Below are 13,072 nucleotides of genomic sequence, written 5' to 3'. Positions count from 1 at the left end.
TAGCTATTATTTCAGCTATGTTAGGAAGTGGGACAAAAGATGAAATTACTGACAAATCAGACGAAGCTCCGAGGCACTTTACAAGTACCTGCAGATAAATCAATTTCTCATCGAAGTGTTATGTTTGGTGCAATCAGTTATGGAGAAACTGTTATTCATAATTTTTTGCGGGCACAAGACTGCCTTTCAACGTTACAGCTATTCCGAAACTTAGGTGTCGAGATCACTGAGGAGATAGACCAAACTATTCGTATCAATGGAAAAGGGATTGAAGGATTACGTCCAAGTAGTAGTCCGCTAGATTGTGGGAATTCAGGAACAACGGTTCGGCTCGTTTCAGGAATTTTAGCTGGTGCGGCCTTCTCGTCAACGTTAATTGGAGATGCTTCGTTAAGCAAACGACCAATGAACCGAATCATTGATCCGCTGACTCAAATGAATGCTCGAATAACTGGGGCGACGGAGAAAGGTTTGTTACCTCTGAAAATCGATCAAACAAATCAATTAATACCAATCACATATGAAATGCCTGTTGCAAGTGCTCAAGTAAAATCAGCTATTTTATTTGGAAGCTTACAGGCAGAAGGTACGACAACAATTATTGAAAAAACACCTTCTAGAAATCATACAGAAGAAATGATCCAACAGTTTGGTGGGCGAATTCAGCAGTCAGGAAAAGAAATCACACTTGTTGGACCACAAAAATTAACCGGCTGTGAAGTAAACATTCCCGGTGATATTTCTTCGGCTGCGTTTTTTATTGTTGCAGGTTTGTTGTGTCCAGAAAGTGAAATTACACTAAAAAATGTCGGTATTAACCCAACTCGAACTGGCATTTTAGATGTAGTTAAACAGATGAATGGTCAAATCAAGCTAACGGAAGAAGATTCTGTTAACCAATCAGCAACGATTCAGGTGAAAACATCTGAACTTCAAGGCATCGAAATCGGAGGGGCAATCATTCCGCGACTGATTGATGAACTACCTGTGATTGCGTTACTTGCTACCCAAGCAAAAGGAACAACCCGAATTTATGATGCCGAAGAATTAAAAGTGAAAGAAACCAATCGAATTGATGCAGTGGCGACAGAATTAACAAAATTGGGTGCAAAAATCCAAGCGACAGAAGATGGGCTAATCATTGAGGGACCAACACCACTTCGAGTTTTCCAAAAAAAACAACAAGTTTCTAGCCATAACGATCATCGGATTGGTATGATGTTACAAATTGCTGCTTTGTTAGTCGAAACTGGCGAAATAGAACTAGCGGAAGCAGAAGCGGTAGCCATTTCATATCCTCAGTTCTTTGGTGATTTAGCTAAATTAGTCCAAGGTACATCAAATGAATAATTCGATTATACTTGTTGGTTTTATGGGGTCGGGAAAAACCACGATTGGCACACTCTTAGCAGAAAAACTTGCTGTTTCTTTAGTCGATTTAGATGAATTGTTCGAACAGAAATATGCGACTACGATTACACAATATTTTGAAAAATATGGCGAATCACACTTTCGTCAAGCTGAGACAAAGCTGCTTCAAGAACAATTGACTGTTTCAAAAGCACAAGTGATTTCTACTGGTGGTGGCATTATTTTAAATCAAAGAAATCGAACATTGCTAAAAAATGGTGGAAATGTTATTTTTTTAGAAGCATCAATTGCTGAGCTGTATCAAAGAGTCATTCATGACGAAAAAAATGTGAGACCTTTGGCACGACAGAAGACAGTTGCTGAATTCTCAGAACTATATCAGACTAGAAAAGCATTTTATCAAGAAGTAGCCACGTTTCAAATTGAGACGACGAACAAATCGCCACAACAAATCGTGACAGAAATTTTAGCACACTGTTAAGAAAGCATCTCGAATGACTATTGGTAAATTAGCAAAGAAGAGTGGGGGAAAACAAGAAGTTTGTTCTGTCCTACTTTTTTACGAAATTGACTGAAAAAAATAGTATTTCAAATAAAAAATCGTTATTTTTTATTAAATTGGACTTAAGTAGCATGCTTTTTATCGATAGGTAACGTATCCTTGAACTATCATTAGGTAATTAGGAGGAAATGCGATGAGTCGGATGGACCGTCACAATAAAAAAAACAAAGGGAAATCCTTAAAAAACAATACAGATAATCTCTTCGCTCGCCGTCAACGAAAACAGGATATTCAGCGAGAATCAGATCAACATGTAGAACAAAATCAAAACAATCAGTCATTTTCGAATGATTTTGATTCATCAAACAACCAATTGAATCGACCATTTGATGAATACAATGAATATGAGCAATTGAATCAGCAAACAACTGAGAAAAAGAAATTTTTTCGGAAAAAGAAATCACCACAGCCACCACCAAAAGGACGAAAAAAACGTTCAGGGAAGAAAATACTTTTTGGTCTTTTCATTCTTATTCTACTTTATTCAGGTATTTCTTTTTTTGTAGGAAAATTTATGGCTGAGCATGACAGTAGTTTAGCTAATGCACCAGTTGAGACCTTTAATGGTGTTCAGTCAGAAAACGGAGCAAAAAACATTTTGATTTTGGGAAGTGATACAAGGGGAGAAGACGCTGGTCGGGCAGACACAATTATGGTTTTGCAGCTACGAGGTCCAGCGCACAAACCGAAGCTCGTTTCCTTTATGCGTGATAGCTTTGTTAACATTCCTGGTGTCGGGCAAAACAAAATCAATTCTGCTTATGCCTATGGCGGTGCAGAGCTAGTCCGGCAGACGTTAGCAGAAAACTTTGGAATCGAGTGTCAGTATTACGCAAAAGTTGATTTTCAGTCGTTTGAAAAAGTAATTGATGCGTTATTTATGTTCGGTGTGAAGCTAGATGCTGAGAAAGACCTGAATCTTGATGGTGTCGATATCAAGAAAGGGGTCCAAAAAATGGATGGCCATGTCTTATTGCAATATGCTCGTTTTCGAATGGATGAGGAAGGGGACTTTGGTCGTGTTAGACGTCAGCAACAGGTGATGAATGCGATTTTCAGTCAACTAAAAAATCCAATTAACTTACTTCGAGCACCTTATGCGGCTGGAAAAGCAATTGGGTATACTTCGACAGACGTTACCGCAACATTTATAGCTACTCATCTGCTTTCAATTGCTCGTGGTGCAACTGGCATCGATCGACTAAGCGTACCAGTTGACGGCTCTTGGGATTATGGTAACAGTGAGTATGCAGGAAGTGTCTTAGTCATTGATAATCAAATGAACCAAGATGCGATTACCACGTTTTTGAATGAATAATTTGAGTAAAGATAAGAGTGATTTTTGTTATCAGGTAGGCTCATAATGGAAACAATTTAAAAAATCCTAGGATGAAAAAATTCCTAGGATTTTTTTATTAGAGACTTTAGTCATTTTTTCGCAAAGCATGTAAAAAAACCACGCATTTTATGCGTGGTTTAATTTATTTTCGTTGCTAGTCCTCAAAGCCGCATAAACCATACGAACCTTGTGCCTCGGACAATGGAATACTTACAACCGAATTTGCGTTATTTAGCCCACGACAATTGGGATTATAGTGATATTTTCGACCAGAATCCGGAGCAATATAAACCATTTGTTGGTTTTGATTTTGCTGGGCTGCAGCTTGCGCAGCGGCGGCTTGTTCCGCAGCGACTCTAGCTTGTTCTGCTTGTTCATCGGCGATCCGCTTAGCTTCAGCTGCAGCCTGCTCATCGGCAACACGTTTAGCTTCAGCTGCAGCCTGCTCTTCAGCGACACGTTTAGCTTCAGCCGCAGCTTTTTCTTCGGCGACTCGCTGTTCTTCAGCAATTCGTTTGGCTTCAGCGGCCTTTTCCTCAGCGACGCGTTTTTCTTCTGCTGCCTTTTTTTCCGCAGTAACGATGGTTTGTTCAACTTTATTTGTTCGTTCAGTTAATGCACTGCTTCCACCAGGGATTTTTCCAATCGCTGTCAACGCAATGTTTAGTTGATCTCTGGTTGGTTCTTTTTCCGCTTTTTCAACTTCTTGTTGTGCCTGTTTTGTTAAATTTTCTAGTTCTTTTTTCTTAGCTTTTTCTTTTGAAATCTCAGTAGTATCTTTAGTTGATGATTCACTTGTTTTTGATGACTTGGTTATGTTGGTCGAACTACTGGTGCTTTCTGTAGTTATAGCCGAACCAGTTCCACAGGCACCAAGAATCAGTGAAAGGGAAAAGATTATTGGCAAAAGCCATTTCTTGTATTGAACTCTTTGTGTTTGTTTTAGTTGCCAACCAACGAATGCAAAGAGTAAGGTACCCAATGTAATCGAGGCAGTTGCCTCCATATTAATTATTGATTGAAAGAATAAAACCATCCCAATCCCTGCAAGAAACCAAGTTACCCCATTTTTCTTTTTCATTTTTTCCTCCTAGATAATTTTTGCTCCCACTTATTGGCAGGTAGCGATAGTCGCCATATAGTTGTGTAAAAGTTATTTAAAGTTGGCTATCATGTATCTTTCAATATGCGTGATTTCCCTAATAAGAAAGTATACGTCATGATGCGTGCGACAAACGATCCAGAAGGAAATACTAAGGGTGGAGCACAAGATTTTCATGACAAGCGTTGGTATTTAAATATTCCACAACGATAAAAAATTCCCCCCTCTTTGAGGGGCGGTACATAAAAATTTATTATTTAGATTCTATAAACATGTACAACTTATCTAACAACAAAGTATATATTCTACAGAAGTAAACAAATAGCTTATATTTTAGGATGTACACAAATTGACAAGTATAATAAAACTTTGATAAAATACAAATGTTTTTTTATTTTTATGTGTGATTAGTTAGAACTTAATTAAATCCTATTATAATATTTTTGTTAATGATTTTAATAAAATGATTGGAGAGAAAATGATGGATCAAAAAGCGTTTATCGAATCTATTGATTCTACAATCGATAGATTAAAAAAAGAAATTCGATTTTATAATAGAGTAATTGCTATCGGAAATATTATAAAAATAGTCTTATCAGCTAGTATCCCAATATTAATTGATCAGGCTTCCGAACACAGGTCTTTACTATTGATTGTTTCAATTGCTTCAGCAATAATTACAATTATACAAAGTGGGATGTCTGCATTTAATTATCAAGATAAAGTACAGACTTCGACAGAGTTATTAATGAAAATTGAAAAAGAAAAGTTGTTATATATAACGAAAACATCCCCATATAATAAAACAGATGAAGAAAATTTCCATTTAATCGTTACAACCCTTCAAACTGAATTAAATGATATTATCTCTGATTTTAATCAAGTTAATAACTAAAAATTTATTTAATTATAAAGTAGTGCAGATAGTACTAATTGTACAATTAAGAAAAGAGATAAGACTTTACATTCCTAAAAAAATGTAAAGTCTTATCTCTTTTCTTAATGCTATAAATTCATAATAACATTATGGACAATAAATTTAAAATTTATTCAGACTGTAGACAAACTCCTAAATTTAGAGTGTTGTTTGCAGTCTGACGACTCAAAAATGAGTCGTATAAATCAATTATAGTAATAAGTCATTGATTTCTTTAAATTCTTTATCAAGTTCTTTTTCATCATATTTTTCATATTTATCAGCTTCATGAAGAACTTTTTTAATTTCATGAATAGCCTTTCGTTCAACTAACCATTTTTTTAGGTTATGTTTTTTTTCTGGATTTTCAGATAACGTATCAAGTTCGTCTAACTCTTTATCCAGTTTATTGACAACAGAAACAATTTTGTTTACAACTTTTTCTTCTTTGTTTTCTAAATTTGACATTTATCTTCACGTCCTTTTTATTTGATAATTTAAGTATAGAACTTTGATATAGTTTATACAAATAGAAACGCTTCTTCGTGTATTCTGTGATTTTCTTTTGAAATGAGGAAAACTTTGGAGTAAAATGAACGTGGACAGAACAATATTTAGGAGGAATAAACTATGTGTACGTCTATTACTTATGTAACAAGTGATCATTATTTTGGAAGGAATTTTGATTATGAAATATCTTACAATGAAGTAGTCACTGTTACTCCAAGAAATTATAAGTTGAATTTTCGAAAGGTAAATGATTTGGATACTCATTATGCAATGATTGGTATTGCCGCTGGTATAGATGACTACCCTCTTTATTACGATGCGACAAATGAAAAAGGATTGAGTATGGCTGGGCTAAATTTTTCTGGGTATGCTGATTATAAAGAAATACAAGAAGGGAAAGACAATGTATCTCCTTTTGAATTTATTCCTTGGATTTTAGGACAATGCTCAACAGTAGGAGAAGCTAAAAAATTGTTAAAAAATATCAATTTAGCAAATATAAATTATAGTGATGAACTTCCTTTATCCCCTTTACATTGGCTATTAGCTGATAAAGAAAAATCAATTGTCATTGAAAGTATGAAAGATGGACTTCATATATATGATAACCCTGTGGGCGTTCTTACCAATAATCCTTCATTTGACTATCAATTATTTAATTTAAACAATTATCGTGTCTTATCGAGTGAAACTCCTAAAAATAATTTTTCAAATCAAATAAGTTTGAATGCCTATAGCCGCGGTATGGGAGGGATAGGCTTGCCTGGAGATTTATCCTCAGTATCTCGTTTTGTTAAAGCGACTTTTACGAAGCTGAATTCTGTATCTGGAGATTCAGAGTCAGAAAGTATTAGTCAATTTTTCCATATCTTAGGTTCAGTAGAACAACAAAAAGGTTTGTGTGATGTTGGTGATGGAAAATATGAATATACAATTTATTCTTCTTGTTGCAATGTTGACAAAGGAATATATTATTATCGAACATATGAAGACAGTCAAATTACTGCAATTGATATGAATAAAGAAGACTTAGATAGTCATAAGTTAATTAGTTATCCAATTATAGAAAAACAACAAATTAAATATATAAATTAGTTAATGTGTTGTGATTGATTATTTAATATAGATATAATACAAAAAGGCAAAGATATTTTCAAAACATTTTTTCTTGATGTGATATCCTTGTCTTTTTTGTAATGTTTTTAACTTATTGCTTTTGCAAAATTTATTTACCTGTTTTCTGGATCAACGATAGTGTATATTATGCTATCCTTGTTTGGATTTTAGGACGTTTAAAGAGGCACTTTTTTACATAATTTAATCTATAGACCTTTTAAGCATGCTGTGAGATAATAATAAAGAAGAGTTTAAAGCGCACCCCAAACCACTTCCCCATAAGTGTTTTACGCTTTAAACTCTTTTATATTTGAATTCACTAAGAAGCATACCATATTTTTGAAAAAAAGTGAGAAAAAAGGCTTATAATTAGGATTTAGAGTAATTAATTAGATGTTTATTTTATAGGACTGATACTATAGATTACAAATAGTATCGTATTTCGCAATCTTAAAATTATCTTCTTACTATGAATAAGATAATAAAATTTGTATTTGTCCTTTTTAGGTAACTTATTTTAATCTATATACCTTTCTGGATCAACGAAAGTATACTTTATATAGTCATAACGTCGATGTTTTTGGCGAACATCGGGGACATCTGTTTTAACATTAAATAAAAAATAGATTGACTTGCCAATTCTACTCTTAGATGCCGAAATCTTAATGTATTTTTTTTGACTATAATATAAATTGATTAGCAATCTATCTTCGATAGCTTCAAATATGATTTCAGTACTCCAAAATTTGTACAAGTCTTTAACGAATTTATGTGTTGGGTCATAGTTGAACCACAGATAGACTCCATCAATTGCAAACATAAGATCACCTCGAAAATATTATACGAACAAACGTTCTTATTGTAAAGTTGATTTTCTGAGACGGAAGGGGCAAAAAACTATTTCTAGTGCGCTCTAGTTCGATCTTTGCGTAAATAAAAAACGTTATATTTCCTTGATTTTATGCGAAAAAGTACCAGTTTGTATTAGTGATAAACAAGTTGAGTTAAAGTTAATCTTAAAATAACCATCTTATTAAATAAGTTTACTATATTGTAACTAGTAATTAAAGAATTAATCAGGAAATTAAAATGACAAAATGAAATTTAAGTTAGCGGTTACTTTTGAAATAATTTTGCTATAAATAAAAACTGCTATTTTTCTAGTTACTAAAATCGTAAATAGAAAAATAGCAGAGTAGTCAAGGTGTAAGTTTTACAACAAAAGTTTCGTATGGACGTAAGTTAAGTTGGTCAAGTGTTGAATAAGTGGCATCGTAATTACTGATAATTGTCATTTCTGGTTTTTCAGAAAAAGAATAGAAAGTCTTTTGATCTGAAAAATTTGCGCAGACTAACCAAGTCTCGTGTTCGTAATTTCTTTTATAGGCAAAAATTGTAGGGGGAGTATCTAATAACTCATAGTTTCCCCAAATAATAAGTGGGTATTTTTTTCGTAAAGCAATCAGCTTTTGATAAGTAAAGAAAAGCGAATTAGGATGATTCAAATTTGCTTCGACATTGATTTGTTCGTGATTTGGATTGATTGGGTACCAAGGAGAAACGGTTGAGAATCCCCCAAAGAGCGAATCGTCCCATTGCATAGGTGTACGTGCATTGTCACGACCTTTGGTATTGATCGCTTCAAAAATTTTTTCTTTCGCAATCCCCGCTTCTTGTTGACTATGATAAAAATTTAGACTTTCGATATCTTGAATCTGCTTGGCGGAATGAATCGGAAAATTCGTCATACCGATTTCTTCACCTTGATAAATAAATGGGGTCCCACGCATCAAATGAAGCAGGATTGCTAACATTTTCCCGCTCTCTAATGGATAGTTTAAGTCTCCCCAACGAGATAAAATGCGAGGCTGATCGTGATTGCTCCAAAATAAACTATTCCAAGCATTTTCAGGCAGGGCAGTTTGCCATTTTGAAAGCACCTTTTTTAGTTCAGGAACACTTAACTTTTTAAGTGCCCACTTTGAGTGCCCAGTTTGCTCATCTAATGCCATATGTTGAAATTGAAAGACCATTGAAAGTTCGTTTCTTTCTGGTGCCGTATATAACGGTGCAGTTTCAGGAGTCACACTTCCTGCTTCGCCAATAGTCACTAGGTCAGTTTCTTTTAAGACTTCATGATACATTTCTTGGAGGTATGTGTGTAAGTTTGGTCCGTTACCGAGTACTTCTTTTTCAGGTTGCTTTCCAATCAAATCAATAACATCTAATCGAAAGCCACCGATCCCTTTATCAATCCAAAAGCGCATCATTTCCCAAATCTCTTTTCGCATATTGGGATTCTCCCAATTTAAATCTGGTTGATGTTTGGAAAATAAATGCAAATAATACCGATTTTGTTTTTCGTTAAATGTCCAGGCCGTTCCGCCAAAAAAGGACTGCAAAGTATTGGGTGGTTCTTTTTGCCAAATATAATAATCCTGATATTTTTTATTTCCTTTTTCTGCTTCCAAAAACCAAGAATGTTGATCAGATGTATGATTAACAACTAAATCCATAATGATTCGGATTCCAAAAGACTTCGCTTTGGTAATTAACTGTTCAACATCCGCCATTGTTCCAAACTCATTTAAAATTGCATAATAGTTGTCAATATCATAACCATTATCAACGTTAGGCGAGGAATAAACCGGTGATAGCCAAATCGCATCAATTCCCAGTTGATGCAAGTAGGGAAGGCGATAGACAATACCGTTGATATCACCAATCCCGTCATGATTGCTGTCTTGAAAACTCTTTGGATAGATTTGATAAAAAACCGCTGATTGCCACCAAGGTATAGTCTCTTTATTGTCTTTATTCATAAAAAACTCCTTTCTGGTGAAACGTTTCTAAGAATCGCTTGATAAAATTCAAACAAGTTCCTGACTTAGCTTTCATTATAATCAAAAAAATCAAGCTTTCAATGCTTTTTTATCGAAAAAATATTTTAGAAAGCGCTTTACAAATTAGAAGCAAGCTAGTATACTTCTCCCTGTAGAAACGTTTCACTAAAAAATGGAGGAGTAAAAAAATGAAACTATCGAAGAAAATTGGCTTATTAGGATTGACAGCTGTAATGGCACTTGGTGGATTGGCGGCGTGTGGTTCAAGCAATAATTCAGCAAAAGATAGCGAAGTTTTAAATATTTGGGGAATGGGGGACGAAGTAAAGCAGTTATCAAAAATGACTGATAAATTTACAGATGAAACTGGAATTGAAGTGAAAATTCAATCTATCCCATGGTCGAATGCACACGATAAACTACTAACGGCTGTGGCTTCAAAAAGTGGTCCAGATGTTTTACAGATGGGAACGACTTGGATGCCTGAATTTCAAGAAGCTGGTGCATTAGCAGATATGTCAAGTTACATTGATAAGTACGATGCGATGAATCCAGATAACTTTTATGAAGGTTCTGTTGAAACGACACAGTTTGATGGGAAGTCTTATGGTATTCCTTGGGCGGCAGAAACACGTGTCTTGTTTTACCGAACAGATATCTTAGAATCAGTAGGATATAAAGAACCACCAAAAACTTGGGAAGAATTAGAAGATGCTGCGAAAAAATTAGCAGCACGTGGAGATGATAAATATGGAATCAATATTGATTCCAAGGAACAAACATTAGGGTTCATGTTTGCACGACAAAATGGTTCACCTTTGATTAAAGATAACCAACCAGAATTTGACCAAGCACCTTTTGTCGACAGTGTTGCTTACTTGAACAACTTTATCCAAAAAGGCTATGCGCCTAAGCAAGATCTTGGCTTAGATGTCAGCCAAACGTTTTCAGGCGATGCGATGGTTCCAATGTTCATTAGTGGACCGTGGATGGCAAAAACGGTGAAGGATACTGTTCCAGATATTGATGGAAAATGGGCAATCGCACCGTTACCGGGTAAAGAAAACAATATCTCATCAATGGGTGGATCAAACTTAACTATTTTTGAATATTCAGAGAAAAAAGATGACGCGGCGAAATTTATTAACTTTATGGCACAGCCAGACAATCAGTTAGAGTGGATGCATTTGACAGACGCACTTCCAACAGCTAAAAAGACTTGGGAAAATCCTGAATTGAAAGATGATCCAATTTATAGTGTCTTCAATGAACAACTACTTAATTCAGAACCAATGCCATTAATCACACAATTTGAAGAAATCGCTCAAAACTATTTGAAACATTTTGAACAAATCTATTTAGGTGGTCAAGATGTTCAAAAAGAAATGGATTCATTCAATCAAGAAACAGAAACTTTATTAAATAAATAGTTTATCGGGCCTGAGGTCAGCAACTCGTGTCGCTATCTCGGGCCGATTTATTCAATTAAATTGGCGAAAGAATTTAATGTTTGCTTGTCAAATAGCAATCAAGCTAGCTTTCACCATTCTAGAAAGGAAGTTCTGAAAGTGAAAAAAAGTCGAACACTTAAAGCACCTTATTTATTTATTGCACCTGCACTTCTTTTGCTTTTACTTTTTTCAATCATTCCGATTTTTGTCGCTTTTTTTATTAGTTTTACTGATATGAGCTTGGTAGGGTTAGCAGATTGGTCAAAAATCAATTTTGTTTCATTCGATAACTATCAAGAAATCATTAGTGACCCGGTGTTTTTAAAAAGTATTCAAAATACGATTTTTTATGTTGTTTTGGGTGTGCCGTTAGTCATTGTCATGTCGCTAGGCTTAGCGTTAATGATTAACTTTGGAAAAAATAAATTATTCTCAGCTTTTCGAATGATTTTTTACACACCAGCAATTACCAATGTGGTTGCCGTTGCAGTGGTGTTTAGTTATCTTTACAATCCAAGTTTTGGTTTCTTGAACTATTTGTTGTCTTTAGTTCATTTACCAGCTGTTCCTTGGCTAACGGATCCAACCATCGCAAAAATATCCTTGATTATCTTGGGTGTTTGGCGGGCTGTTGGAACAAATATGTTAATCTTTTTAGCGGCAATCCAAGGAATCCCCAAAGAATTATATGAAGCAGCATCATTAGATGGAGCTTCAAAAAAAGCACAGATTTTTTATATCACGATTCCGTCCTTACGTTTTTCAACTTTCTTTGTAACGGTGACAACTTTAATCGGCTGGCTTCAATTTTTTGAAGAACCATTTGTAATGACGAATGGTGGACCATTAGATAGCACGACTTCAGTTGCGTTATTCATTTATCGTAATGGGTTCCAATTCAGTAAATTTGGGTATGCCGCTGCGGGGTCATTTATTTTATTTGCGGTAATTATCCTAGTTACTTTATTCCAATTTAGAATGCAAAAACGCAATATTGAAAATCAACTATAGAGGTGTGACTGTTATGAATAAAGAATTACAAAGTAACCGACGAGTGAAATTTGTTATGGGTCTGGTTCTAACGATTGGCGCACTAGTCTGGATGTTGCCGTTTATTTGGATGCTATTATCCTCGTTAAAAACGGATATGGAAATCATGCAATTTCCACCTAGAATTTTTCCAGAAAAAGCGAGTTTAGATAATTTTATTGAATTGTTCAATGCATTTGATTTTACGACGTACTTAAAAAATACGCTGATTGTTGTCGCATTTTCTTTTTTAGGAATGATTTTTAATGCGATGGCAGGTTTTGGTTTTGCTAAATATAAATTTAAGGGAAGAGAACCTCTTTTTTATTTAGTATTAGCAACGATGATGATTCCTGGTCAAGTGACAATGATCCCCGTTTACTTGATTATGAATTCAATGAACTTGACTAATACGATGCCGGGGATTGTATTGCCAGGCTTGGTTGGAGCATATGGTATCTTCTTGTTCCGACAGTTCATGTCAGCAATCTCAAATGAGTTATTAGAAGCTGCTCGTTTGGATGGTGCGAGTGAATGGTTTATTTTTACGAGAATCATTTTGCCAATTTCTAAACCAGTATTGGCTGTTCAAGGAATTGCCACATTTATCGGTGGTTGGAACTCATTCTTATGGCCGTTGATTATGGCAAGTGATGAAAAATATTACACGTTATCAGTTGGGTTGCAGTTATTAAAAGGTCAATATGCAAACAACTATGCGTTACAAATGGCAGGATCTGCTTTTATGGTCGTACCGATTATTATTATCTTTATGTTTTTACAAAAATATATTCTAGATGGGTACAATGTGTCTGGTAATAAATAGAGGAGCT

General features: G+C 34.8%; 12 protein-coding genes and 1 pseudogene. 9 read left to right on the top strand and 4 right to left on the bottom strand.

Annotated elements, in window-relative coordinates:
• Window positions 1–39: 39 nt before the first annotated feature.
• From aroA to IGJ76_RS07205, 3 genes are all read left to right on the top strand, one after another.
• Window positions 40–1,350, top strand: a complete 1,311-nt coding sequence (gene aroA / locus IGJ76_RS07215; protein ID WP_071868422.1) for a 3-phosphoshikimate 1-carboxyvinyltransferase — start codon at window positions 40–42, stop codon at window positions 1,348–1,350.
• Window positions 1,343–1,852: a shikimate kinase gene (locus IGJ76_RS07210; RefSeq protein WP_086270908.1), complete on the top strand. Its 510-nt coding sequence runs from the start codon at window positions 1,343–1,345 to the stop codon at window positions 1,850–1,852. Before aroA ends, IGJ76_RS07210 begins: the two co-directional genes overlap by 8 nt.
• Window positions 1,853–2,066: 214 nt before the next feature.
• Window positions 2,067–3,251, top strand: coding sequence for an LCP family protein (locus IGJ76_RS07205; RefSeq protein ID WP_086270909.1), 1,185 nt, complete (start codon window positions 2,067–2,069; stop codon window positions 3,249–3,251).
• 175 nt (window positions 3,252–3,426) lie between these two features.
• On the opposite strand, the gene IGJ76_RS07200 is transcribed toward IGJ76_RS07205, so the two are convergent.
• A complete protein-coding gene (locus IGJ76_RS07200; protein WP_067482199.1) occupies window positions 3,427–4,353 on the bottom strand; it encodes a hypothetical protein in 927 nt (308 codons plus the stop codon).
• A gap of 81 nt (window positions 4,354–4,434) precedes the next feature.
• Here IGJ76_RS07200 and IGJ76_RS07195 point away from each other — a divergent pair.
• Window positions 4,435–4,587 (top strand): annotated as a pseudogene (locus IGJ76_RS07195) (N-acetylmuramoyl-L-alanine amidase); the annotation flags it as partial.
• Window positions 4,588–4,837: 250 nt separating this feature from the next.
• Window positions 4,838–5,269 (top strand): DUF4231 domain-containing protein, encoded by a 432-nt coding sequence (locus IGJ76_RS07190; protein ID WP_172843727.1) that lies wholly within the window; start codon window positions 4,838–4,840, stop codon window positions 5,267–5,269.
• A 231-nt stretch (window positions 5,270–5,500) separates the two neighbouring features.
• On the opposite strand, the gene IGJ76_RS07185 is transcribed toward IGJ76_RS07190, so the two are convergent.
• Window positions 5,501–5,758, bottom strand: a complete 258-nt coding sequence (locus IGJ76_RS07185) for a hypothetical protein (protein WP_002295273.1) — start codon at window positions 5,756–5,758, stop codon at window positions 5,501–5,503.
• Between the two features lie 162 nt (window positions 5,759–5,920).
• On the opposite strand from IGJ76_RS07185, the gene bsh reads away from it, so the two are divergent.
• Window positions 5,921–6,895, top strand: coding sequence for a choloylglycine hydrolase (gene bsh / locus IGJ76_RS07180; RefSeq protein WP_067482195.1), 975 nt, complete (start codon window positions 5,921–5,923; stop codon window positions 6,893–6,895).
• 538 nt (window positions 6,896–7,433) lie between these two features.
• On the opposite strand, the gene IGJ76_RS07175 is transcribed toward bsh, so the two are convergent.
• Window positions 7,434–7,736: a DUF5960 family protein gene (locus IGJ76_RS07175; protein WP_067482193.1), complete on the bottom strand. Its 303-nt coding sequence runs from the start codon at window positions 7,734–7,736 to the stop codon at window positions 7,434–7,436.
• A 379-nt stretch (window positions 7,737–8,115) separates the two neighbouring features.
• A complete protein-coding gene (locus tag IGJ76_RS07170) occupies window positions 8,116–9,738 on the bottom strand; it encodes a glycoside hydrolase family 13 protein (protein WP_430596524.1) in 1,623 nt (540 codons plus the stop codon).
• A gap of 209 nt (window positions 9,739–9,947) precedes the next feature.
• Between IGJ76_RS07170 and IGJ76_RS07165 the strand changes: the two genes are divergently transcribed.
• From IGJ76_RS07165 to IGJ76_RS07155, 3 genes are all read left to right on the top strand, one after another.
• Window positions 9,948–11,189, top strand: a complete 1,242-nt coding sequence (locus IGJ76_RS07165) for a sugar ABC transporter substrate-binding protein (protein ID WP_067482189.1) — start codon at window positions 9,948–9,950, stop codon at window positions 11,187–11,189.
• 138 nt (window positions 11,190–11,327) lie between these two features.
• Complete coding sequence (locus IGJ76_RS07160) at window positions 11,328–12,221, top strand: carbohydrate ABC transporter permease (RefSeq protein ID WP_067482187.1); 894 nt, start codon at window positions 11,328–11,330, stop codon at window positions 12,219–12,221.
• A gap of 13 nt (window positions 12,222–12,234) precedes the next feature.
• The gene (locus IGJ76_RS07155) at window positions 12,235–13,065 is read left to right on the top strand and encodes a carbohydrate ABC transporter permease (RefSeq protein WP_067482185.1); all 831 of its coding nucleotides are present in this window, start codon (window positions 12,235–12,237) and stop codon (window positions 13,063–13,065) included.
• Window positions 13,066–13,072: the final 7 nt, after the last annotated feature.

Origin of the sequence: Enterococcus sp. DIV0175, from assembly GCF_050529075.1 — a bacterium.
GTDB lineage: Bacteria > Bacillota > Bacilli > Lactobacillales > Enterococcaceae > Enterococcus_B > Enterococcus_B thailandicus.
The sequence above is the reverse complement of the archived record's forward strand: the minus strand, read 5'-3'. Positions and strand labels throughout refer to the sequence as shown.

What these genes read in the sequence shown, in the direction of transcription:
- IGJ76_RS07210 (WP_086270908.1), top strand. Translation starts at nt 1,343, where the DNA reads ATGAATAATTCGATTATACTTGTTGGTTTTATGGGGTCGGGAAAAACC.
- IGJ76_RS07190 (WP_172843727.1), top strand. Translation starts at nt 4,838, where the DNA reads ATGATTGGAGAGAAAATGATGGATCAAAAAGCGTTTATCGAATCTATT.
- IGJ76_RS07155 (WP_067482185.1), top strand. Translation starts at nt 12,235, where the DNA reads ATGAATAAAGAATTACAAAGTAACCGACGAGTGAAATTTGTTATGGGT.
- IGJ76_RS07175 (WP_067482193.1), bottom strand. Translation starts at nt 7,736, where the DNA reads ATGTTTGCAATTGATGGAGTCTATCTGTGGTTCAACTATGACCCAACA.
- IGJ76_RS07200 (WP_067482199.1), bottom strand. Translation starts at nt 4,353, where the DNA reads ATGAAAAAGAAAAATGGGGTAACTTGGTTTCTTGCAGGGATTGGGATG.
- aroA (WP_071868422.1), top strand. Translation starts at nt 40, where the DNA reads ATGAAATTACTGACAAATCAGACGAAGCTCCGAGGCACTTTACAAGTA.
- IGJ76_RS07205 (WP_086270909.1), top strand. Translation starts at nt 2,067, where the DNA reads ATGAGTCGGATGGACCGTCACAATAAAAAAAACAAAGGGAAATCCTTA.
- bsh (WP_067482195.1), top strand. Translation starts at nt 5,921, where the DNA reads ATGTGTACGTCTATTACTTATGTAACAAGTGATCATTATTTTGGAAGG.
- IGJ76_RS07185 (WP_002295273.1), bottom strand. Translation starts at nt 5,758, where the DNA reads ATGTCAAATTTAGAAAACAAAGAAGAAAAAGTTGTAAACAAAATTGTT.
- IGJ76_RS07170 (WP_430596524.1), bottom strand. Translation starts at nt 9,738, where the DNA reads ATGAATAAAGACAATAAAGAGACTATACCTTGGTGGCAATCAGCGGTT.
- IGJ76_RS07165 (WP_067482189.1), top strand. Translation starts at nt 9,948, where the DNA reads ATGAAACTATCGAAGAAAATTGGCTTATTAGGATTGACAGCTGTAATG.